Source organism: Kitasatospora sp. NPDC051984 (genome assembly GCF_044593455.1).
GTDB lineage: Bacteria > Actinomycetota > Actinomycetes > Streptomycetales > Streptomycetaceae > Kitasatospora.
In genome coordinates this window covers 219,204-237,484 of sequence record NZ_JBIUCB010000004.1, presented here as the reverse complement: position 1 = coordinate 237,484, position 18,281 = coordinate 219,204, and the positions used below count along the sequence as shown (strand labels likewise).

The 18,281-nt window shown below is 72.5% G+C and carries 18 protein-coding genes; 9 read left to right on the top strand and 9 right to left on the bottom strand.

Annotation, left to right across the window (positions count from 1 at the left end; translation table 11 throughout):
- Positions 1 to 31: 31 nt before the first annotated feature.
- Positions 32 to 1,387, top strand: coding sequence for a choice-of-anchor A family protein (locus tag ACIHEI_RS10315; RefSeq protein WP_396606325.1), 1,356 nt, complete (start codon positions 32 to 34; stop codon positions 1,385 to 1,387).
- A gap of 80 nt (positions 1,388 to 1,467) precedes the next feature.
- Here the strand turns inward: ACIHEI_RS10315 and kynU are convergent, their stop codons facing one another.
- The gene (gene kynU, locus ACIHEI_RS10310) at positions 1,468 to 2,697 is read right to left on the bottom strand and encodes a kynureninase (RefSeq protein WP_396606324.1); all 1,230 of its coding nucleotides are present in this window, start codon (positions 2,695 to 2,697) and stop codon (positions 1,468 to 1,470) included.
- An 11-nt stretch (positions 2,698 to 2,708) separates the two neighbouring features.
- Complete coding sequence (locus ACIHEI_RS10305; RefSeq protein WP_396606323.1) at positions 2,709 to 3,536, bottom strand: tryptophan 2,3-dioxygenase; 828 nt, start codon at positions 3,534 to 3,536, stop codon at positions 2,709 to 2,711.
- A gap of 165 nt (positions 3,537 to 3,701) precedes the next feature.
- Here ACIHEI_RS10305 and ACIHEI_RS10300 point away from each other — a divergent pair, with 165 nt between their 5' ends.
- Positions 3,702 to 4,136 (top strand): Lrp/AsnC family transcriptional regulator, encoded by a 435-nt coding sequence (locus tag ACIHEI_RS10300; protein ID WP_396606322.1) that lies wholly within the window; start codon positions 3,702 to 3,704, stop codon positions 4,134 to 4,136.
- A gap of 9 nt (positions 4,137 to 4,145) precedes the next feature.
- Here the strand turns inward: ACIHEI_RS10300 and ACIHEI_RS10295 are convergent, their stop codons facing one another.
- Both ACIHEI_RS10295 and ACIHEI_RS10290 read right to left on the bottom strand, forming a co-directional pair.
- Positions 4,146 to 4,784: a MarC family protein gene (locus ACIHEI_RS10295; protein ID WP_396606321.1), complete on the bottom strand. Its 639-nt coding sequence runs from the start codon at positions 4,782 to 4,784 to the stop codon at positions 4,146 to 4,148.
- Positions 4,785 to 4,801: 17 nt separating this feature from the next.
- Positions 4,802 to 5,119, bottom strand: coding sequence for a barstar family protein (locus ACIHEI_RS10290; RefSeq protein ID WP_396606320.1), 318 nt, complete (start codon positions 5,117 to 5,119; stop codon positions 4,802 to 4,804).
- A 118-nt stretch (positions 5,120 to 5,237) separates the two neighbouring features.
- Here ACIHEI_RS10290 and ACIHEI_RS10285 point away from each other — a divergent pair, with 118 nt between their 5' ends.
- The 3 genes from ACIHEI_RS10285 to ACIHEI_RS10275 all read left to right on the top strand — a co-directional run bounded on the left by ACIHEI_RS10285 (position 5,238) and on the right by ACIHEI_RS10275 (position 8,406).
- Entirely contained in the window at positions 5,238 to 5,801 is a 564-nt protein-coding gene (locus tag ACIHEI_RS10285) for a DoxX family protein (protein ID WP_392947583.1), read from the top strand.
- A 29-nt stretch (positions 5,802 to 5,830) separates the two neighbouring features.
- Complete coding sequence (locus ACIHEI_RS10280) at positions 5,831 to 6,337, top strand: FxLYD domain-containing protein (RefSeq protein WP_396606319.1); 507 nt, start codon at positions 5,831 to 5,833, stop codon at positions 6,335 to 6,337.
- Between the two features lie 269 nt (positions 6,338 to 6,606).
- Positions 6,607 to 8,406 carry a glycosyl hydrolase family 18 protein gene (locus tag ACIHEI_RS10275; RefSeq protein ID WP_396606318.1) on the top strand — a complete coding sequence of 600 codons (1,800 nt, stop codon included), beginning with the start codon at positions 6,607 to 6,609 and terminating at the stop codon, positions 8,404 to 8,406.
- Between the two features lie 98 nt (positions 8,407 to 8,504).
- Here ACIHEI_RS10275 and ACIHEI_RS10270 read toward each other — a convergent pair whose 3' ends face one another.
- On the bottom strand, positions 8,505 to 9,068 hold the full coding sequence (locus ACIHEI_RS10270; RefSeq protein WP_392947593.1) for a MarR family winged helix-turn-helix transcriptional regulator: 564 nt from the start codon (positions 9,066 to 9,068) through the stop codon (positions 8,505 to 8,507).
- A 139-nt stretch (positions 9,069 to 9,207) separates the two neighbouring features.
- Here ACIHEI_RS10270 and ACIHEI_RS10265 point away from each other — a divergent pair, with 139 nt between their 5' ends.
- Positions 9,208 to 10,479 (top strand): MFS transporter, encoded by a 1,272-nt coding sequence (locus ACIHEI_RS10265; RefSeq protein ID WP_396606317.1) that lies wholly within the window; start codon positions 9,208 to 9,210, stop codon positions 10,477 to 10,479.
- 51 nt (positions 10,480 to 10,530) lie between these two features.
- Here the strand turns inward: ACIHEI_RS10265 and ACIHEI_RS10260 are convergent, their stop codons facing one another.
- Together ACIHEI_RS10260 and ACIHEI_RS10255 are read right to left on the bottom strand one after the other, a co-directional pair.
- The gene (locus tag ACIHEI_RS10260; RefSeq protein WP_396606316.1) at positions 10,531 to 11,250 is read right to left on the bottom strand and encodes an SMI1/KNR4 family protein; all 720 of its coding nucleotides are present in this window, start codon (positions 11,248 to 11,250) and stop codon (positions 10,531 to 10,533) included.
- A 74-nt stretch (positions 11,251 to 11,324) separates the two neighbouring features.
- Complete coding sequence (locus ACIHEI_RS10255; protein ID WP_396606315.1) at positions 11,325 to 12,353, bottom strand: MerR family transcriptional regulator; 1,029 nt, start codon at positions 12,351 to 12,353, stop codon at positions 11,325 to 11,327.
- A 244-nt stretch (positions 12,354 to 12,597) separates the two neighbouring features.
- On the opposite strand from ACIHEI_RS10255, the gene ACIHEI_RS10250 reads away from it, so the two are divergent.
- The 3 genes from ACIHEI_RS10250 (at position 12,598) to ACIHEI_RS10240 (ending at position 15,793) form a co-directional block, all read left to right on the top strand.
- The gene (locus ACIHEI_RS10250; RefSeq protein ID WP_396606314.1) at positions 12,598 to 14,187 is read left to right on the top strand and encodes a dolichyl-phosphate-mannose--protein mannosyltransferase; all 1,590 of its coding nucleotides are present in this window, start codon (positions 12,598 to 12,600) and stop codon (positions 14,185 to 14,187) included.
- Between the two features lies 1 nt (position 14,188).
- Positions 14,189 to 14,986, top strand: coding sequence for an ABC transporter permease (locus ACIHEI_RS10245; RefSeq protein ID WP_396606313.1), 798 nt, complete (start codon positions 14,189 to 14,191; stop codon positions 14,984 to 14,986).
- 219 nt (positions 14,987 to 15,205) lie between these two features.
- Complete coding sequence (locus ACIHEI_RS10240; RefSeq protein ID WP_387643300.1) at positions 15,206 to 15,793, top strand: TMEM165/GDT1 family protein; 588 nt, start codon at positions 15,206 to 15,208, stop codon at positions 15,791 to 15,793.
- A gap of 21 nt (positions 15,794 to 15,814) precedes the next feature.
- Here ACIHEI_RS10240 and ACIHEI_RS10235 read toward each other — a convergent pair whose 3' ends face one another.
- Positions 15,815 to 17,197: a hypothetical protein gene (locus ACIHEI_RS10235; protein WP_396606312.1), complete on the bottom strand. Its 1,383-nt coding sequence runs from the start codon at positions 17,195 to 17,197 to the stop codon at positions 15,815 to 15,817.
- Positions 17,198 to 17,316: 119 nt separating this feature from the next.
- Positions 17,317 to 18,264, bottom strand: coding sequence for an AraC family transcriptional regulator (locus ACIHEI_RS10230; RefSeq protein WP_396606311.1), 948 nt, complete (start codon positions 18,262 to 18,264; stop codon positions 17,317 to 17,319).
- Positions 18,265 to 18,281 lie beyond the last annotated feature (17 nt).

The window sequence follows — 18,281 nt, the reverse complement described above, 5'->3', positions numbered from 1 at the left end:
GCTGACCCCACCGTCAACGAAAGGGGTGCCCGTGCGACACGGCGCTCGTCCCAAGAACCGGCTGATCCGGTATGCGGCGGTGACGGCGCTCGCCGCCGCCCCGCTGGTCACTCTCGCGTCGGTCGGCCAGGCGGACCAACTCGCCCCGCCGCTCGGCCCGTGCGTCGGCGACTGTCCGAACCCGTTCCCGCCGGTCCACAACGGTCCCGCCGCCGGCACCGACGACACGATCAACATCTTCGTCGGCGGCAACTACCGGGTGGAGGGCCGCTCCGCCGAGGCCGAGGGGAAGGTCGTCACGGTCAAGGACCTCACGGTCGACAAGAACGGCGGCGGCCTGTTCAACATGGGCGTGGTCGGCGTCGGCTCGCAGGTCGCGCCGCCGCCCGGCACCGACCACGTGACGGTCGGCGGCGCGGTGGACGTCGTCACCGGCAACCGGGTGCAGCTCGGCGGCGGCAACCCGGCCCGCTGGGGCAACCTGGCCTACGGCACCACCGAGAGCGGCACCCTGGAGTTCTCCGGCCCCGGCGCGGCCCGCCGGGACCCGGCGGCGATCGACCCGTTCCGCGGCCTCACCACCGTCGTCGAGGACCACTCGGCGTGCATGGCCGAGCAGACCGCGACCGGCGAACTGACCGTCAACGGCAACCTGTACACCTTCACCGGTGACGGCCACAGCACGCGCCAGGTCTTCAACGTGAACCGGAACATCGGCAGTGCCACGGCCGCCGCCGACCTGGTGTTCGCCGGCATCCCGGCCGGTGCCACGGTGATCGTCAACATGGTCGGCCCGGACCCGGTGCTGATCCGCACCAACACCGGCAGCGGCATCCCCGGCGACCAGCTCACCGACATGCAGCCGCTGCTGATGTGGAACTTCCCCGTCTCCACCGACGCGACCATCACCGGCGGCGCCCAGTTCCAGGGCTCGGTGATGGCCGGCAACCCGGCGGGCACCGTCACGCTGTCCAACCCGGGCACCAACGGCCGCGTCTACCTGGCCGGAAACCTGGTGCAGGGCGGCACCGCCGGGACGGAGCTGCACGCCTACCCGTTCAACGGCGACCTGCCGACCTGCGGCCAGAGCCCCACCCCCTCGCCCTCGCCCTCGCCGAGCGAGTCCGAGAGCCCCTCGCCGTCGCCCTCGGAGAGCGAGTCCAAGAGCCCGCACCCGTCGCCGTCCAGGAGCGAGAAGCCCTCGGAGAGCGTCGAGCCCACCCACGGCGAGCGACCGGTGCCCGAGCACAGCCGCAAGCCCGAAGGCCCGCTGGCGGACACCGGCAGCGGCCCGGCCGGCCCGATCGCCGGCGCGGCGGCCGTGCTGCTGGGCCTCGGCACGGCGGTGACGATGCTGGCACGCCGGAGCCGCGGCCGTCGCCACTGACGCCCCGCGCCCGACCCGAAGAACGGCCGGAGCCCCCGTCGGGGCCCGGCCGTTCGGCCTGTCCGGGGCCAGAGCCCGGGTCAGGTGACGTCGCCGCGCCGGGCGAACCGCTCCTCGCGCCACTCCCCGGAGGCCAGCACCTCGCGCAGCGCCGCCGCCGCGTCGTACACGTCCGCCCGGGACAGGTACAGCGGGGTGAAGCCGAAACGCATCAGGTCGGGCGCCCGGAAGTCGCCGATCACCCCGCGGGCGATCAGCGCCTGGACGATCCGGTAGCCCTCCGGGTGCCGCAGCGCCACCTGGCTGCCGCGCAGCTCGTGCCGGCGCGGCGTCACCGACTCGACGTCCAGGTCCGCCGTCAGCTCCAGGAACAGGTCGGAGAGCTCCAGGCTCTTGGCGCGCACCGCCGCCGGATCGGCCAGCTCCCACACGTCGAGCGAGGCCTCCAGCGCGGCCAGGCCCAGCACCGGCGGCGTCCCGGTGAGGAACTGGGTGATCCCCTCGGCGGGCCGGAAGCCGGGCTCGAAGTCGAACTGCCGGGCGTGGCCGAACCAGCCGGTCAGCGGCTGCCGGGCGGCCGCGTGGTGGCGCTCCGCCGCGTACAGGAACGCGGGCGCGCCCGGACCGCCGTTCAGGTACTTGTAGCCGCAGCCGACCGCGAAGTCCACACCGGCCGCGTCCAGCCGGATCGGCAGCGCCCCGGCGGTGTGGCACAGGTCCCAGACGGCGAGTGCCCCGGCCGCGTGGATCCGCTCGGTGACGGCCGCCATGTCCAGCAGCTCACCGGTGCGGTAGTCGACGTGCGACAGCAGCACCACCGCGGTGTCCGCGTCGAGCACCGCGTCCAGCTGCGCCGCCGAGTCCACCAGCACCGGCCGGGTGCCCGGGTACAGCCCGGTCAGCCCGTCCGCGATGTACAGGTCGGTGGGGAAGGCGTGCCGTTCGGCGACCAGCGCGCCGCGCCCGGGGCGCAGCCGCAGCGCCGTGCCGAGTACCTTGAACAGGTTGACGGAGGTCGAGTCGCAGACCACCACCTGCCCGGCCGCCGCACCCAGCAGGTGCGCGCCGAGCCGGTCGCCGAGACGCCCGGGCTGGTGGAACCACCCGGCGTCGTTCCAGGACCGGATCAGGCCGGTGCCCCACTCCTCGGCGACCACCTTCGCCAGGTGGCCGGGGGTGCGGCGGGGCAGCGCGCCGAGCGAGTTGCCGTCCAGGTAGAGCACGCCCTCGGGCAGCTCGAAGTGCTCGCGCATCGGGTGCAGCGGGTCGGCGGCGTCGCGGACGACGCACTCGTCGCGGGTGGGAGACATCGTGCGAGTTGTCACAGTTCGTTCCTGACGGACCACAGTTCGGGGAAGACGTCCTGGTCGGCGGCGTGCTTGAGCCAGCTCAGACCACTGGAGCCGGCCGTGCCGGGCTTGCCGCCCATGGTGCGCTTGACGGTGGAGTAGTGGCGCTGGCGCCAGCGGGTGACCCGCTCGGCGGTGTCGAGCAGCGCCTCACCGAGCCGGGCCAGGTCGGCCAGCGCCGGGTCGGTGTAGACGGTCCGCCAGGCGGCCTCGACGGTGTCGTCGTGGCCGTGGTGGGCGGTGCTCGGGGCCGGGGGTATCTCCAGGCCGCGCCTGGCCAGCACGGCCAGCGCCTCGTCGTACAGGCTGGGGGTGCGCAGTTCGGCGAACAACGCGTCGTACTCGCCGGGGGAGTCCTGGTACATGGTCAGCAGGCGCTCGCTCTTGTTGCCGAGCAGGAACTCCAGCAGCAGGTACGCCGAGGACTGGAAGCCGGACGCCTCGCCGAGCAGCGGCCGGAACGCGTTGAACTCGGCCGGCGTCATGGTGGCCAGCAGGTCCCAGGAGGAGACCAGCACGTCCTGCACGTGGTGGCCGCGGCGCAGCGCGTCGCCCGCGGCACTCAGGTCGTCCTCGCGCAGCGCGGCGCGGGCGGCGGTCCACTCGCGGTGCAGCTGCCCGAACAGCAGCTCCATCACCTGGGTGGTGACGATGAACGTGTACTCCGACGGCTCGGTGCTGCGGGGCTGCTGGAGCGAGTGCAGCTCGGTCAGGCGGACGTACCGGGAGTACGGGGTGGACGTGCCGGGTTCCTGGTCGTTGCCGTACCGCAGGTGGGGGCGGTGGGTCTGGCCGGTCATGGCCGGTACCTCCTGGTTCCGCCCGCTCCGGGGTACGGCGGGCGCCACCATTGTGCGGCGCGGCGGCCTGCTCTTGAATGGGCGTCGTAGCCCGGTTGGCGGCAATGGCCTGCCGTTCGCAAGGTGCTGCGCCCCGATCGCCTGACGAACGCAAAGGAGCCGACGATGGACGCGGTGGACCGGCTGCTGCTGGCCGAACTCCAGGCCGACGCGCGGCTCTCGTACAACGAGCTGTCCCGCCGGGTGAACCTGTCCGCGCCGGCCGTCGCCGAGCGGGTGCGCCGGCTCGAGGCGGACGGTGTGATCACCGGCTACCACGCACACCTGGACCCGGCGAAGGCCGGTGCGGCGGTGATGGCCCTGGTGACGGTGCGCTGCTACGGCCCGCGCTGCGTGCTGCGCGACCCGGAGGTGGCGCACTGGCCGGAGGTGTTCCAGCTGCACCGGGTGACCGGCGGCGCGTGCTGCGTCCTGCTGGTCGGCGTCCCCGACATGCCGGCCTTCGAGCGGCTGACCGACAGGCTGGGCAGCTACGGGCAGCCGACCAGCTCGATGATCCTGTCCAGCCCCGTGCCGTGGCGGCCGATCCAGGCGTCCTGAGAGGGCCTGTCAGTACTCGTTCTTCGCGGGAGCCAGGTGCACCCCGAGGCTCTCCAGCCCGTACAGGAACATCTCCACGCCGACGGCCGCCAGCAGCAGCCCGAGCAGCCGGGACAGCACCTCCAGCGAGGTGCGCCGGCTGGCGCGCAGCAGCGGGGCGAGCAGCAGGACGGACACGCAGTCCACGGCGATCACCGCGACGTACATGGCGGCGACGGTGGAGTGCCAGCCGATGGTGTCCCGGGTGAGCGACTCGACCAGCAGCGCGGTGATCGCCAGCGGGCTGGCCACGTACGGCAGCAGCAGCTGGCGGATGCCGTCGGCGAGGGGGTTGTCGAGGTGGCCCTCGTTGCTGCCGCCGCCGAGGTGGATGCCGAGCACGAGCGCGACGGCGTAGATGAAGAAGATCACCCCGCCGGCGATCTGCAGCGACTGGTCGGAGATGTGGAACAGCGCCGCCATGACGTCCGCGCTGTACGCCAGCACCAGGCCGACCACGGCGGCGACCGCCGAGGACACCAGGGTGAGTTTGCGCAGTTCGGCCGGGGTGCGGGTCTGGCTGAGCTGGGCGAAGGCCAGCAGGACCTTGGGCGGGCCGATCACGGCGAAGAAGGTGACGAAGACGGTGCTCAGGTTGATCGCCGACATGCGCCCATGATGGGCGGTCAGCGCAGGCGGACGGTGACGCCACCCTGGCGCAGTACGTCGAGGATGGCGTCGAAGTAGGAGCGTTCCTCCTCGTCGGGGCCGGTGACCCGGCGGGTGAGGGCCTGGGCGGAGACCAGGGCGTCGCGCCAGATCAGCACGAACGGCGGCTCGGGGGTGAAGCCGCCGCGCAGGACGTCGGCGAGGGCGTCGAGGTTGCTGCCGTAGTAGCCGTTGTGGGCGTGCACGGCGTGGCCGAGTTCGGCCCAGAAGGTCTTTTCGTCGGTGACCCGGTCGCCGTGCAGGACGTACTCGGGTGGCTGCGGTGCGATGGGCATCGGGAGTCTCCCTGCGGGGTGGGGCGGGTCGCCCGGATGGGTTCGCCGGGTCGAGCGGGGGCGGTGCGCACGCTGGGATGGGCCCTACGGACTTCTCTTCCACACCAGGGGCAACACCATGACCAGTCTGCACCGCAAGGATCTCGGTCTGTTGGCACTTCGCGCGGTCGTCGGCGGTGTCCTGTTCGCGCACGGCGCGCAGAAGCTGTTCGGTTGGTTCGGCGGCGGTGGGCTGGAGGGCACCGCCGCCGCCATGGAGCAGATGGGCTTCGAGCCGGGCGAGCGCAACGCGCTGGCGGCGGGCCTGGGCGAGGCGGGTGGCGGTGCGCTGCTCGCGGTGGGCCTGGCCACCCCGGTGGCGGGGCCGGTGGTCGCCGGGACGATGGCGGGCGCGATCGCGGTGCACGCCCCGGCGGGGTTCTTCGCGCACGGCGGCGGCTACGAGTACCCGGCGCTGCTGGGTGCCTGCGGGCTGGCGCTGGCGATCACCGGCCCGGGCTGCTACTCGCTGGACGCCGCCTCCGGGCACGCGCTGGGCCGCCCGTGGCTGGGCGTGCTGGCGTTCGGGGCGAGCGCGCTGGGCGCCGTCGCGGTGGTGAAGCGCCGCCAGGACGTGGTGGGCAGGCGGGAGGCCAGGGCCGCGGACGAGGCGGCCCGCGAGAACGGCACCGGGCTCTCCTGAGCGCCGCGACGAGACAGGGAGAATCACTGATGAAGCGACAGATCCGGGTGGCCGCGGGCTTGGCGGCGGTCCTACTGGGTTCGGCGGCGCTGGCGGGCTGCACGTCGAGCGGCAAGACGTCCGGGGCGGCGACCTCGGCGGTGGGTTCGGCCGCGGAGTCGGCGCTGGCCTCGGCCACCGCCGCGCTCGGTTCGGCGGCGGCTTCGCTGGGCGCCTCCGCGCAGGCCGCGGCGTCGTCCGCGCTGGCGAGCGTCAAGGGCGGGCTGAACGTGAAGGGCGACGTGGCGCTCGGGGCGGCGACCACCGGGTCGGACGGGAAGCTGTCGGTGCCGGTGACGGTCACCAACCACGGTTCCCAGGCGGGCAAGTACACGATTCAGGTCAACTTCGACGACGCGTCGGGAAACCTGCTCGACGCGACCGTGGTGAACGTCCCGGACGTGGCGCCCGGGGCGACCGCGCAGGCCACGGCACACAGCAACCGTTCGCTGAACGCTCCCGTGACGCCTGTGGTGGCGAATGCGCTGCGGTACTGATCGGACACCGAACCTTAAGCGTGGCGTAAGCGTCAGATCTCGCTCTTGACGGTCGAGTTGGTCTAGTCCATTTTACTTGGCAGGTGCAGGGAGCCCCTGGGCCGGCGCCGGTGGTTCAGACCACCGGCGCCGGTTCGGCTTATCCCGGCCCTGGCGTTTGTGCAGGCCAACGCTCGATTCCCCCTGTCATGCCCCTGGCTGTGCGGCCCCACCTCGCACGGTTCGCATCCGGGTTTGTCAGGACCCCCACAACCAGGAGTCTCGCAGCCATGCTTCGTTCCGTTTCCCCCCAGTCGCCCACGCGGCGGCGCCCCAAGAGCTGGGCCGCGCTCGCGGCCGGCACGGCGGCCTCCCTGCTGCTCGGCGGCACCCTGGCCCTGACCGGCGGCACCGCCCAGGCGGCCCCCACCAACTCGACCGGTGCGCCGGCCACCAGCGGTGGCATCAAGGTGGCCTACTTCGACCAGTGGTCGATCTACACCAACGGCTACTACCTGAAGACCATGAACGACACCGGCGCCGCCGGGAAGCTCGACTACCTGATCTACGACTTCGGGAACATCGACCCCACCAACCTCACCTGTTTCGAGGCCAACAAGGCCGCCTCGCAGGACGAGAACAACCCGAACGCGGGTGACGGTGCGGGCGACTCCTTCGCCGACTACCAGAAGACCTTCGACACCACGACCTCGGTCGACGGTGTGGCCGACACCTGGAACCAGCCGATCGTCGGCAACTTCAACCAGCTGAAGAAGCTGAAGGCGAAGAACCCGAACCTCAAGGTCCTGCTCTCCATCGGCGGCTGGACCTACTCGAAGTACTTCTCCGACGCCGCGGCCACCGACGCGTCCCGCAAGAAGTTCGTGTCCTCCTGCATGGACCTGTACATCAAGGGCAACCTGCCCGTGCAGGGCGGCTACGGCGGTCCGGGCACCGGCGCCGGCATCTTCGACGGCATCGACATCGACTGGGAGTACCCGGGCGGCAACGGCCACACCGGCAACCACTCCTCCCCGGCCGACAAGCAGAACTTCACCTCGCTGCTCGCCGAGTTCCGCAGCCAGCTGGACGCCCAGGGCAAGACGGACGGCAAGACCTACAGCCTCGCGGCGGCGGTCGGCGCCGGTCAGGACAAGATCAAGTACGTCGAGACCGACAAGATCGGTCAGTACCTGACCTTCCTCGACATCATGACGTACGACATGCACGGCGGTTGGGAGGCCCAGGGCCCGACCAACCACCAGGCCCCGATCTACACCAACCCGAACGACCCGATGAACCCGGTCCCGGGCGGCGACGGGAAGTACTCGCTGGACAACGCCATCAAGGCGTACACCGTGGGTGACTCGCAGTACGGCATCCCCGGCGGCTTCCCGGCGAAGAAGATCAACGTCGGCGTCCCGTTCTACTACCGCGGCTGGACCGGCGTCACCGCCGGCAACAGCCACGGCCTGTTCCAGCCGGCGACCGGCCCGGCGGCCGGCGGCAGCTACTCGGGCAACGTCAACGGCATCAAGATGTACAAGGAGCTCAACGGCTTCGTCGACAACCCGGCCTACACCTACTGGGACGACGCCGCGAAGGCCGCGTACTTCTACGACGGCACCACCTTCTGGTCGGGCGAGAACGCCCAGTCGATCCAGGCCAAGCTGGACTACGCGCACTGCAACGGCCTCGGTGGCTCGTTCGCCTTCTCGATGTACGACCTGGGCACCCAGACCGCGCTGTTCGACAAGATGGTGAGCGCGACCAACGGCTCCGCCGCGAACTGCCCGGCCGCCCCGTCGCCGTCGACCTCGCAGTCGGCCAGCCCGTCGCCGTCCACCTCCGCCTCGGCCTCGCCGTCGACCTCGGCCTCGCCGTCCACCTCCGCCTCGGCCTCGCCGTCGCAGTCGCCGACCACCGGTGCCTGCTCCGCCGCCCCGAGCTGGAACGCGGCCACCGTGTACGCCACGGCCACCAAGGTCTCCTGGAAGGGTCACTACTACACCAACAAGTGGTGGACCACCAACGAGGACCCGAGCCTGAGTGGCCAGTGGGGCACCTGGACCGACAACGGCCCGTGCTGACCGACCGCTGACCGGTAAGTAGCCCTCTCGACGAACGAGGGGCGCAGGGAGATCACTCTCCCTGCGCCCCTCGTTGCGTTGTGCGGGGCACCCTGCTGTCAGCAGTTCAGGTCCTCGGTGCGGCCGAGGGCGTCCGGCTGGGACTCCTCGATCCGGCGCAGCATCCTGGTCAGCGTGGCGGCCAGTTCGGGGCGGGCCTCGACGGGGACGTCCTGGAGCGCGTCGGCCTCGAAGACGGCGGCCATCCGCATCAGTTCGATCCACCTGTCGCGGCCGAGCGGGGTGAGCTCGATGATCACCCGGACCCGGTTGGCCTCGTCGCGCTCGCGGGTGACCAGGCCGTCGTTGACCATCCGGTCGATCCGGTGGGTCATCGCGGCCGGGGTCAGGCCGAGCCGCTTGGCGAGCTCGCCCGGGCCGAGCCGGTACGGGCTGCCGCTGAACACCAGCGCCTTGAGCACCTCCCACTCGGCGTTGGTGATGCCGAGGGTGGCCAGCTGGCGGCTGTAGGCCACGTTCATCCGGCGGTTGAGCCGGGAGAGGGTGGAGACGATGGTCTCCACCTGCGGGTCCACGGTCGGGAACTCCCGCTGGTAGAGGGCCACCTGTTCGGCGATGCCGAGTTCGGTGGCGGAGTCGGGCTCCGCTCTGCGTGCGCTCATGGGGTCATTGTTCCACGCATCGTGCAGCTGTTAAGCCTTTGACGCGTTAAGGTTTCTATGCGTAGACTTTAGCTCTGAAATCTTACGGGTTGAAGTGACGGCCAAGGGGCCGGCTTTCGGAGTCTTCGAGGGGTGTCAAGTGAAGGAGTGGGGCGGCCGCCTGCGTCGCGTCCAGATCGGCAACGCGCTCAGCGCGTTCGGCAGCGGCTTCACGCTTCCGTACATGTTCGTGTACGTGAGCGAGGTGCGCGGCCTCGGCTCCGCGGCGGCCGGCGCGGTGTTCACCGTGTTCGCGCTCGCCGCGCTGGCCGTGCTGCCGTTCAGCGGTCGCGGCATCGACCGGTACGGCCCGCGGCCGGTGCTGCTGGCCGGTACGGCGATGGCCGCCGCCGGTGCGTTCGCCTTCGGTCAGGCCGCGAGCACGCCCACGCTGCTGATCTCCTCCTTCCTGTTCGGCGCCGGTGTCACCACCTGCCAGCCCGCGCTCGCCACGATGATCGTCCGCTGCACCGGCAAGGCCGAGCGCTCCCGCGCCTTCGCGCTCCAGTTCACGCTGGTCAACCTCGGCATGGGCATCGGCGCGCTGGTGGGCGGCCAGGTCGTCGACACCGCCGACCCGGCCAGCCTGACCAGGCTGTTCACCATCGAGGCGCTGACGTTCCTCGGCCTGGCTGCCGTCACCGGCACCGCGAAAATGCCTGCTGAGGAGGTCGCGCCGGCCGGTGCGGTTGTCGGCAAGGGCGGCGGACTGCGGACGCTGGTCGCCGACAAGGCGATGCTGCGGCTGTGCCTGCTCGCCGGGCTGATCTTCTTCACCTGCTACGGCCAGTTCGAGTCCGGCGTCGCCGCGTTCGCCACCGACACCGTCGGCACCCCGCCCTCCACCCTGGGCCTGGCGATCGGCGCCAACGCGCTGACCATCGTGCTGCTCCAGATGTTCGTGGTCCGGATCACCGAGCGCCGCCGCCGCACCACCGCGATGGCCGCCGCCGGCGTGGTCTGGCTCGCCGCCTGGGGCATGGCCCTGGTGGCCGGCCTGATCCGCGAGGACGCGATGGCCGCGACCGTCGCCATCGTCGCGATCTACGCCCTGTTCGGCGTGGGCGAGTCCCTGCTCGCCCCCACCATGGGCCCGATCGTCGCGGACCTCGCCCCGGCCCGGCTGCTCGGTACCTACAACTCCGGCTACGCCCTGGTGAAGCAGACCGCCGTCGCGGTCGGCCCCGCCGTCGGCGTCCTGCTGGTCGGCTCCGGCACCTGGCCGCTCTACCTGGCCTCGATGGCCCTCTGCACCTTGCTGATCGTCGCCCTGGCGGTCCGCCTGCGCGGCTTCCTGACGCCCGCGCAGGACAACGTCCGGGTGCTGAACGTGCCGCAGCGCGAGCTGCGGGAGCTGGAGGCGGTGGCCTGACGTGCCGCCGGCCGCCCACTCGGGGATCTCCCGGGCGGGCGGCCGCTCTGTTCACGGCGCGGGTCGGCAGGCGTCGCGCCAGTTGTCGAACCAGCGTCGGGCGATCGGGGTGTCCTGGCCCCGGTGCCAGCGGGAGTTGGCCGCGCGGTACTCGTCGTACCCGGCGAGCGGTGCCACGTGGTCCAGCCAGTCGACGAACCACTCGGCGAAGCCGGCCGGCTTGTCGGCGTCGTTCAGCAGAGGGTTCAGCCGGTCGCAGGTGGCGCGGCCGTCGAACCAGACGGTGCCGCGGTGCGGGCCGCCGAGGACCAGCCCGGTCGAGAAGCCGCAGCCGTCGTCCGTCAGCTTCACCAGGCCCGCCGTCCGGGCGCATTCGGCCTCCTCGATCAGCAGTTCACTGGCCTGCTCGGCCCGGCCGTACTCCGCGGGGTCGGCGAAGTCCTCCGGCTGCGGGCGTCCGTCGTACAGCTCGTCGGAGAGCGCCAGCGCCGTGTCGTGGTCCGGGAACGGCAGGTGCAACCGGTCGTAGTCGGTGCCGTGGCCGTCCCAGCGCCAGCCCTCGGCGGTCCGGCGCAGCTCGAAGACGAACCAGCCGCCCGCGCTGACCTGGAGCAGGTAGTCCCGGTACTCGGGCGGGAACGTCACCCCGAACTCGGACTCCGCCTCGGCGACCTGCTGTTCCGTGAGCGGCGGAGCGGTGCGGGGCTGTCCGGGGCCCGAGAGGAAGGCGTCCAGGCGGGCGCGGACGGCGGGCCAGTCGACGGTGGTCATGGTGCAGACCGTAACGCGTGCGGTGGCCCGGCCTGGAGGGGATTTCCCGGCCGGGCTTCTGCGGGCGGCGAGGGTCAGCGGCGGACGGGCATCAGGAGCGAGAAAGTGTCCTCGCGGGATGGGAAGCGGATCGCCAACGGGGCGATGGGGCCGGTCAGTTCGAGGACCAGCTGGTCGGCGCCGCCGACCGCTTCCAGCAGGAAGTCGCGGTTGACGTGGACCAGCAGCTCGGCCGGGGCGGTGTCCGGGAGGGCGTCGTTCGCGGTGGCGGTGACGGCGGTGACCGGGAAGTCGACGCCGTCCTGGGAACGGGTCTCGGTGGACGGCTCGGCGGTGGCGAGCATGCTGTGCAGCTGGTCGGCCGTCAGGGCAAGGCGGTGGGTGGGCTCCAGGCGCAGCAGGCGGCGGTAGTCCGGGAAGTCGTGGTCGGCGCGCTCGCCGGAGAGCTCGCGGCCGGCCGCGCGGACGGTGAACTGTGCTCCGTCCAGCACGAGTTCGGCTTCGTCGGCGTCGGCGAGCAGGGCCCGGGCGGCATCCGCGAGAGCCGTCGGCAGGAGAGCGGAGGCGGCCGGGCCATCCAGCGTGGCCGGGCAGTCGGCGACCGCCAGCCGGTAGCGGTCGGTGGCGACCAGGTGCAGGACGCCGTCCTCCGCGTCCAGGAAGATCCCCGCGACGGCGGGCAGCTCGGCAGTCGTCGGCGCGGCGAAACGGACCGCGTCCAGCGCGGCGGCGAGGCGGGCGGCGGGGACGGTCAGTCGGGTCTGCGGCATGGGGAACTCCCTCGAGTCGAGCAAGGCACGGACAGTGGAGAGCTCACGGCGGGCATCGGACAGGCCGTCCTCCAGCCGGCGCAAGTGCGCGTCCAGCTCGGCGCGGGCCTCGGCCGGGGTGCCGGTCAGCACCCGGGTGATGCCGGCCAGCGGCATGCCCACGCGGCGGAGGCGCGCCAGGAGGCGGGCGTCCGGAAGCTGCTCGTCCGCGTACCAGCGGTACCCCGAGTGCGGGTCCACGGCGGCCGGGACGAAGATGCCCGCGCCGTCGTAGAACCGCAGGGCGCTGACACTCAGGCCGCTGGCGCGGGCCAGTTCGCCGATGCTGCGCATTCTGTTCTCCACGCGGTAGACACTCATGCCTCGACCTGGTCGAGGGTCAAACGGTAGCCGGGAGGCTCCTGGTGGTGGGCGCGCAGCTGGGGTCGCCCGCACGTGCAGGTCATTGTCGGGATTCGCGATCTTTCCGACGGGTGCGTTCCCCTTCGCGCAGTTTCCCGCGCCCCTGTTTTCGCGCCCTCGCAGGCTAGGATTTGCGACATTGCGGACATGTCGTCAACTTGCGGACGGGGCGGGTATGGCGCTGGCGGTCGAGTCGCGGCGGGCGGTCGTGGGGGTCGCGGTGGGGCGGGACCGGGACCGGTTCCGGTGGTGGGGGCCGCTGGGGGTGGCGGTGTTTGCGGGGGTGCTGCGGTTGTGGGGGCTGCGGTATCCGAATGCGTTCGTGTTCGACGAGACGTACTACCCGAAGGACGCGTGGTCGCTGCTGCAGCAGGGCTACGAGGCGGTCTGGCCGGACAACGCGAATCAGCTGATTCTCGGGGTGCCGCAGGTGATCCCGCTGAGCCAGGCGCCGGCGTTCGTCGCGCATCCGCCGCTCGGCAAGTGGGTGATCGCGGTGGGGGAGCACTTCTGGGGTCTGCATCCCTTCGGCTGGCGGATCATGGTGGCCGTGCTGGGCTCGGTGAGTGTGCTGATGCTGGCCAGGATCGGGCGGCGGTTGTTCCGCTCGACGCTGTTGGGGTGCGTCGCGGCGCTGTTGATGGGTGTGGACGGGCTGCAGTTCGTGATGAGCCGGGTCGGTCTGCTGGACGGCATCTCCGCGTTCTTCGTGCTCGCCGCGTTCGGGTGCCTGCTGATCGACCGTGACCGCGTCCGCGGGCTGTTGCGGGCGGCGTGGGCGGAGGGCGGGCGGGCCGGGGACGAGGTGCGGCTGGGGGTGCGGCCGTGGCGGGTGGGTGCCGGGGTGCTGCTGGGGGCGGCGTCCGCGGTGAAGTGGAACGGCTTGCAGATCCTGGCGGTGTTCACCGTCCTCGCCCTGCTGTGGGACCAGGCGGGGCGGCGGGCGGCCGGTGCGCACCGGGCGTGGCGGGCGATGCTGCGGCGCGATCTGTGGCCGGCCGCGCTGTCCATGGTGGGCAGTGCGCTGGTGGTGTACGTCGTGGCGTGGAGCGGCTGGCTGGCGACCACGGGCGGTTACGGCCGGCAGTGGGCGGACGGCCGGGCCGGGCTGTCCCCGGCGCGGACGCCGCTGGTGGACATCCCGTTGCCGCAGGTGTCGATGAGCTGGGTGCCGGCGCCGCTGCGCAGCCTGTGGCACTACCACGCGCAGATGTACGACTTCAATACCGGCCTGTCGTCCCCGCACACCTACCAGTCGAACCCGTGGAGCTGGCTGGTGCAGGGCCGACCGGTGTCCATGTACTGGCAGCAGGTGCCGGACGGGCAGCACGGCTGCCACTCCGCCGAGGGCTGCGCGAGCCAGATCCTGGCGCTCGGCACCCCGTTCCTGTGGTGGACGGCGTGCTTCGCGCTGGCGTACGCGCTGTACCGGTGGTTCTTCCGGCGGGACTGGCGCTCCGGCGCGATCCTGGCCGGCGTCGCCGCGATCTACCTGCCGTGGTTCCAGTACCAGCGGCGGACGACCTTCTCCTTTTACATGGTGCTGCTGGTGCCGTTCCTCTGCCTGGCCGTGGCGCAGTTGCTCGGAGCGATGCTCGGGCCGGAGGGCTGTCCGCCACGCCGGCGACGGTGGGGCGCGGCCGGGGCCGGGCTGATCGTGTTGGCGATCGTCGGCTGTTTCGCGTACTTCTATCCGCTGTACACGGCGGAGGTGATCCCGATGTCCGAGTGGCGTGCGCGGATGTGGTTCACCAGTTGGATCTGAGGTGAAGTTGCTTTCCGCAGGCGGGGGTTCGCAGTTGCTGCCGGTCACCTGGCCGCTCGGTGTGGCGTGCGCGGTGCTGCTCGCGGTGGCCGCGCTGGTCGCCGGACGGGGCGGGCTCGGGCACGGGCGGGCGGTGCTGCGCGCCGGGGTGCGGGCGGCCGTGCAGCTGGCGGCCGTCGCGCTGGTGATCGCCTGGGTGGTGCGCTCGCTGTGGGCGTCCGCGCTGTTCGTGCTGCTGATGTTCACCGTCGCCGTGCGCACCGCGGGCCGACGGATGGGCGAGGGCCGGGACGGGCGCGGCGGGCGGTGGGAGTGGGCGTGGGCGGCGGTGCCGATCGCCGCCGGGGTGCTGCCGGTGCTGCTCCTGCTGGCCGTCACCGGGCTGCTGCCGCCGAAGGGCCTGAGCGTGATCCCGGTGGCGGGCATCCTGATCGGCGGGGCGCTCACCGCGACGTCGCTGGCCGGGCGGCGGGCGCTGGACGAACTGCGGCTCCGGCACGGCGAGGTGGAGGCCGCGCTGGCCCTCGGCTTCGAGGAGCGCGATGCCCGGCTGGAGATCTGCCGGACCGCCGCCGCGACCTCGCTGGTGCCCGCCCTCGACCAGACCCGCACCGTCGGACTGGTCACCCTGCCCGGCGCGTTCGTCGGCATGCTGCTCGGCGGCGCGACGCCCGTCCAGGCCGGTGCGGTGCAACTGTTCGTGCTGGTCGCGCTGTTGGCGGTGGAGGCGGTCGCGGTCACCGCCGTGCTGGAACTGGTCGGCCGGGGACTGGTCGGCGGCCCGGGCGGCAGCCGGTAAACTCGCCGGGTTGTTGAAGGGGAGTAGCCCTCCACCGGACCGTCGACATACCGGCCCGTCCCCCCGCGGACGAGCCCGGCGCCCGGGGCACCTCACGGGGTGTCGGCGAGACCTTCGGCCGCAGCGCTGTGACCATGAACCAGTGCTGCCGGGCCGAGGCGTCCCCTTCCACGGGTGCCCGGGGCCGGCGGCAACGAGACCGAAAGACCCCCGCATCCGATGAACAGCCTGACCATCGCCGCGCTCACGTTCGGCATCATCTTCCTCTCCGAACTGCCGGACAAGACCGCCCTGGCCAGCCTGGTCCTCGGCACCAAGTACCGGGCGAGCTACGTGTTCGCGGGCATCGCCGCCGCGTTCGCCCTGCAGGTCGCGCTCGCCCTGGTCGCCGGCAGCCTGCTGGCCCTGCTGCCGCAGCGCTGGGTGGAAGGCGTGTCCGGGGTCCTGTTCCTGGTCGGCGCGGGCATGCTGCTCTGGCACAAGGAGGACGAGGACGAGGAGGGCGAGGCCAAGGAACCCGCGAACAACTCGTTCTGGAAGGTCGCCGGTACCAGCTTCGTGATCGTCGCCGTCGCCGAGTTCGGCGACCTCACCCAGATCATGACCGCCAACCTGGCCGCCAAGTACGCCGATCCGCTGGCCGTCGGCCTGGGTTCCTGGCTGGCGCTGTGCGCGGTCGGCGGCATCGCCATCGTCGGCGGGCAGAAGCTGCTGCGGCACGTGCCGATGAAGGTCATCGTGCGGATCGCCGCGCTGGCGATGATCGCACTGGCCGGGTTCAGCCTGTTCAAGGCGATCACCGGCTGACGGCCTGCCCCGTACGCGGCTTCAGCAGCTCGGGTTCTGCGCTGCGGCTTCCAGGACGGCCTGGGTCTGCGGGTCGTAGACGCCCGGGGTGACGCCCTTCAGCTGGTTGCGGTTCTGCTTCTGGAAGTAGGTCAGCGTGTTCTGCGTGAGGGGGCCGAACCCCAGCTGGCCGGTCTTGGTCCGGTCCTGGTCGAGCCAGCCGGCGGGGAGGCAACTGGCCTTGGTCAGGAGGCGCTGGAGCTGCACCACGTCCGGACCGGTGTCGTCCCGCCGCAGCGTCCGGCTAGGGGTGGGCGAGGGCGGCTGGGTGGTCGGGGGCGCGGACGTCGGCTCGGCCGGGGCGGTCGTCGGGGCGGCCGCCGGCTTGGTGGTGACGGCTTGGGTCGGCCGGGCGGACGTACGGGTCGGCGACGGGCTCGCGGACGCGTCCGGGGAGGCCTCGCCACTCGGCGACTCGCTCGGGGCGCTCGGGGCGGACGAGGCCACCGCCGGGCCGGTCGGCGCCGGCAGCGCGTGGTCGACGCTGTCCGGCGAGGAGGACAGCAGCATCGCCATGCTCACGGCCAGCGCCGTCACGCCCACCGCGCCGCCCGCGATCACCAGCCGCTTGCGGTCGGCGCTGCGCCGCCGCTGCGAACGGCGTTCCGTCCGGCTGACCGGCGCGGCCGACTCGTCCTCGTGGAAGCCGAACAGGCCCAGGTCGGCGGCCGGCGGAGGCTTCGGGCCGTCCGGGACCGGAGGGAGCAGCGTGGTGGCCGGGTCGGGGCCGGCGGGTATCGGGGGGATCAGCGCGGTGGCCGCCGTCCCCGGGTCGGTGGGTATCGGCGGGATCAGCGCGGTCGGCGGCTCGGGCTGGGGCGGCGGCGGGACCACCCGGCCGAGCTGGAACGGGGCGGGCGAGCCCTGTGTGTGGACGGGCGGCAGCAGCTGCGTAGCGGCGGCGTCCGACTGAGCTGCCGGCGGCGCGAACGGGCTGGCGGCCTGCGGAACGTGCGGCGCCCGGCCGGGCGGCGGTGGCGGGACGGCTCCGGGAGCGGACGGCTGCGGCGGGACGAACGGCACCGTCTGCGTGGTGATCGGCTGCACGGGCGGTGGGCCGGCCTGGGTGGTGATCGGTTGCACGGGCGGTGGGCCGGCCTGGGTGGTGATCGGCTGTACGGGCGGTGGGCCGGCCTGGGTGGTGATCGGCTGCACCGGCGGCGGGCCGGCCTGGGTACCGAACGGGTCGGCGGCCGGGTGGCCGGGCTCCATCAGCACCGGGGTGTCGGCGACGTACGGGCGCACCAGGTGCGGGCCGTCCAGCGGCGGGAGGACCGCGGTCTGCTCGGCCGGAGAGAAGGCGTGACACGCGCAGCTGCCTGCCGGCCCTACGGTGCCGCAGCTGGGGCAGCGGTCTGCCGGCATCGGCCGGTCCTCCTCGGGTCGGAAACGAACGCAGTGATTATGCAGGACCATCCCACGGGGCAACAGGGACGGCCGGGCCGGGGTGCGCCCCGGCCGAGGCGACGGGCCGCCGGTGCCGGTCAGCCGGCGGCGGCGCCCGCCTGTTCGCGGAACTGCTGCGGGCTGAGCCCGCGGACCCGCTTGAACGCGGCGCTGAGCGCGAAGCCGCTGCCGTAGCCGACCCGGCGGGCGACCGACGTGAGGGTGGCGTCCGGTTCGGCCAGCAGGTCGGCGGCCTGGGCGAGCCGCCAGTTGGTGAGGTACGCCATCGGGGGCTCGCCCACCAGGTCCGTGAAGCGCCTGGCCAGCGCGGCCCGCGAGATGCCCGTCTCGGCGGCCAGCTCGTGCACCGTCCAGGCGCGCGCCGGGTCGGTGTGCAGCAGGACCAGCGCGCGGCCCACCACCGCGTCGGTGTGGGCCCGGTACCAGGCCGGGGCGTGGGTGGCGTCGCGGGAGAACCAGCAGCGCAGGGCGGAGATCAGCAGCAGGTCGAGCAGTCGGTCCAGCACCACCTCCTGGCCCGGCTCGTCCCGTCCGATCTCCGCCTCCAGCAAGGCCACCAGCGGTGAGCTCCACTCCTCGGCGGCCAGCCGCAGCACCGGCGGCAGTGCGCGCAGCAGCCGTCCGCTGACCTCGCCGTGCAGCTGGTAGGTGCCGCTGAGCAGTACCGTCGCCGCGTCCCTGGCGGTGCCCCAGGTCCGGACGCCCTGGTCGAGTTCCTCGCACATCCGCTCGCCGTCGACGGTGGTCGACACCTGCCCCGGATGGATCACCACCTGCGGCGCGGTCTCCGGCCGGTCGGCGACGGTGTACGGCTCCGGCCCGCGGACGATCGCCAGGTCCCCGGTCCGCAGCGGCACCGGCGGGCCGTCGTCCGGGACGATCCAGCCGTCGCCGCGCACCGTGGTCAGCACCGTCAGCGGCGCCCGGTCCTCGATCCGGATCGCCCACGGCGGGTCGAACACCGACCGCAGCAGGAACGCCCCTTGGGCCCGGGGGCCGGTCAGCAGTGCGGTGAGCGCGTCCATGGCCGTCAGCGTAGACG

What these genes read in the sequence shown, in the direction of transcription:
- ACIHEI_RS10260 (WP_396606316.1), bottom strand. Translation starts at nt 11,250, where the DNA reads ATGACCACCGTCGACTGGCCCGCCGTCCGCGCCCGCCTGGACGCCTTC.
- ACIHEI_RS10285 (WP_392947583.1), top strand. Translation starts at nt 5,238, where the DNA reads ATGACCAGTCTGCACCGCAAGGATCTCGGTCTGTTGGCACTTCGCGCG.
- ACIHEI_RS10290 (WP_396606320.1), bottom strand. Translation starts at nt 5,119, where the DNA reads ATGCCCATCGCACCGCAGCCACCCGAGTACGTCCTGCACGGCGACCGG.
- ACIHEI_RS10300 (WP_396606322.1), top strand. Translation starts at nt 3,702, where the DNA reads ATGGACGCGGTGGACCGGCTGCTGCTGGCCGAACTCCAGGCCGACGCG.
- ACIHEI_RS10270 (WP_392947593.1), bottom strand. Translation starts at nt 9,068, where the DNA reads ATGAGCGCACGCAGAGCGGAGCCCGACTCCGCCACCGAACTCGGCATC.
- ACIHEI_RS10240 (WP_387643300.1), top strand. Translation starts at nt 15,206, where the DNA reads ATGAACAGCCTGACCATCGCCGCGCTCACGTTCGGCATCATCTTCCTC.
- ACIHEI_RS10305 (WP_396606323.1), bottom strand. Translation starts at nt 3,536, where the DNA reads ATGACCGGCCAGACCCACCGCCCCCACCTGCGGTACGGCAACGACCAG.
- ACIHEI_RS10295 (WP_396606321.1), bottom strand. Translation starts at nt 4,784, where the DNA reads ATGTCGGCGATCAACCTGAGCACCGTCTTCGTCACCTTCTTCGCCGTG.
- kynU (WP_396606324.1), bottom strand. Translation starts at nt 2,697, where the DNA reads ATGTCTCCCACCCGCGACGAGTGCGTCGTCCGCGACGCCGCCGACCCG.
- ACIHEI_RS10280 (WP_396606319.1), top strand. Translation starts at nt 5,831, where the DNA reads ATGAAGCGACAGATCCGGGTGGCCGCGGGCTTGGCGGCGGTCCTACTG.
- ACIHEI_RS10275 (WP_396606318.1), top strand. Translation starts at nt 6,607, where the DNA reads ATGCTTCGTTCCGTTTCCCCCCAGTCGCCCACGCGGCGGCGCCCCAAG.
- ACIHEI_RS10250 (WP_396606314.1), top strand. Translation starts at nt 12,598, where the DNA reads ATGGCGCTGGCGGTCGAGTCGCGGCGGGCGGTCGTGGGGGTCGCGGTG.
- ACIHEI_RS10230 (WP_396606311.1), bottom strand. Translation starts at nt 18,264, where the DNA reads ATGGACGCGCTCACCGCACTGCTGACCGGCCCCCGGGCCCAAGGGGCG.
- ACIHEI_RS10235 (WP_396606312.1), bottom strand. Translation starts at nt 17,197, where the DNA reads ATGCCGGCAGACCGCTGCCCCAGCTGCGGCACCGTAGGGCCGGCAGGC.
- ACIHEI_RS10255 (WP_396606315.1), bottom strand. Translation starts at nt 12,353, where the DNA reads ATGCGCAGCATCGGCGAACTGGCCCGCGCCAGCGGCCTGAGTGTCAGC.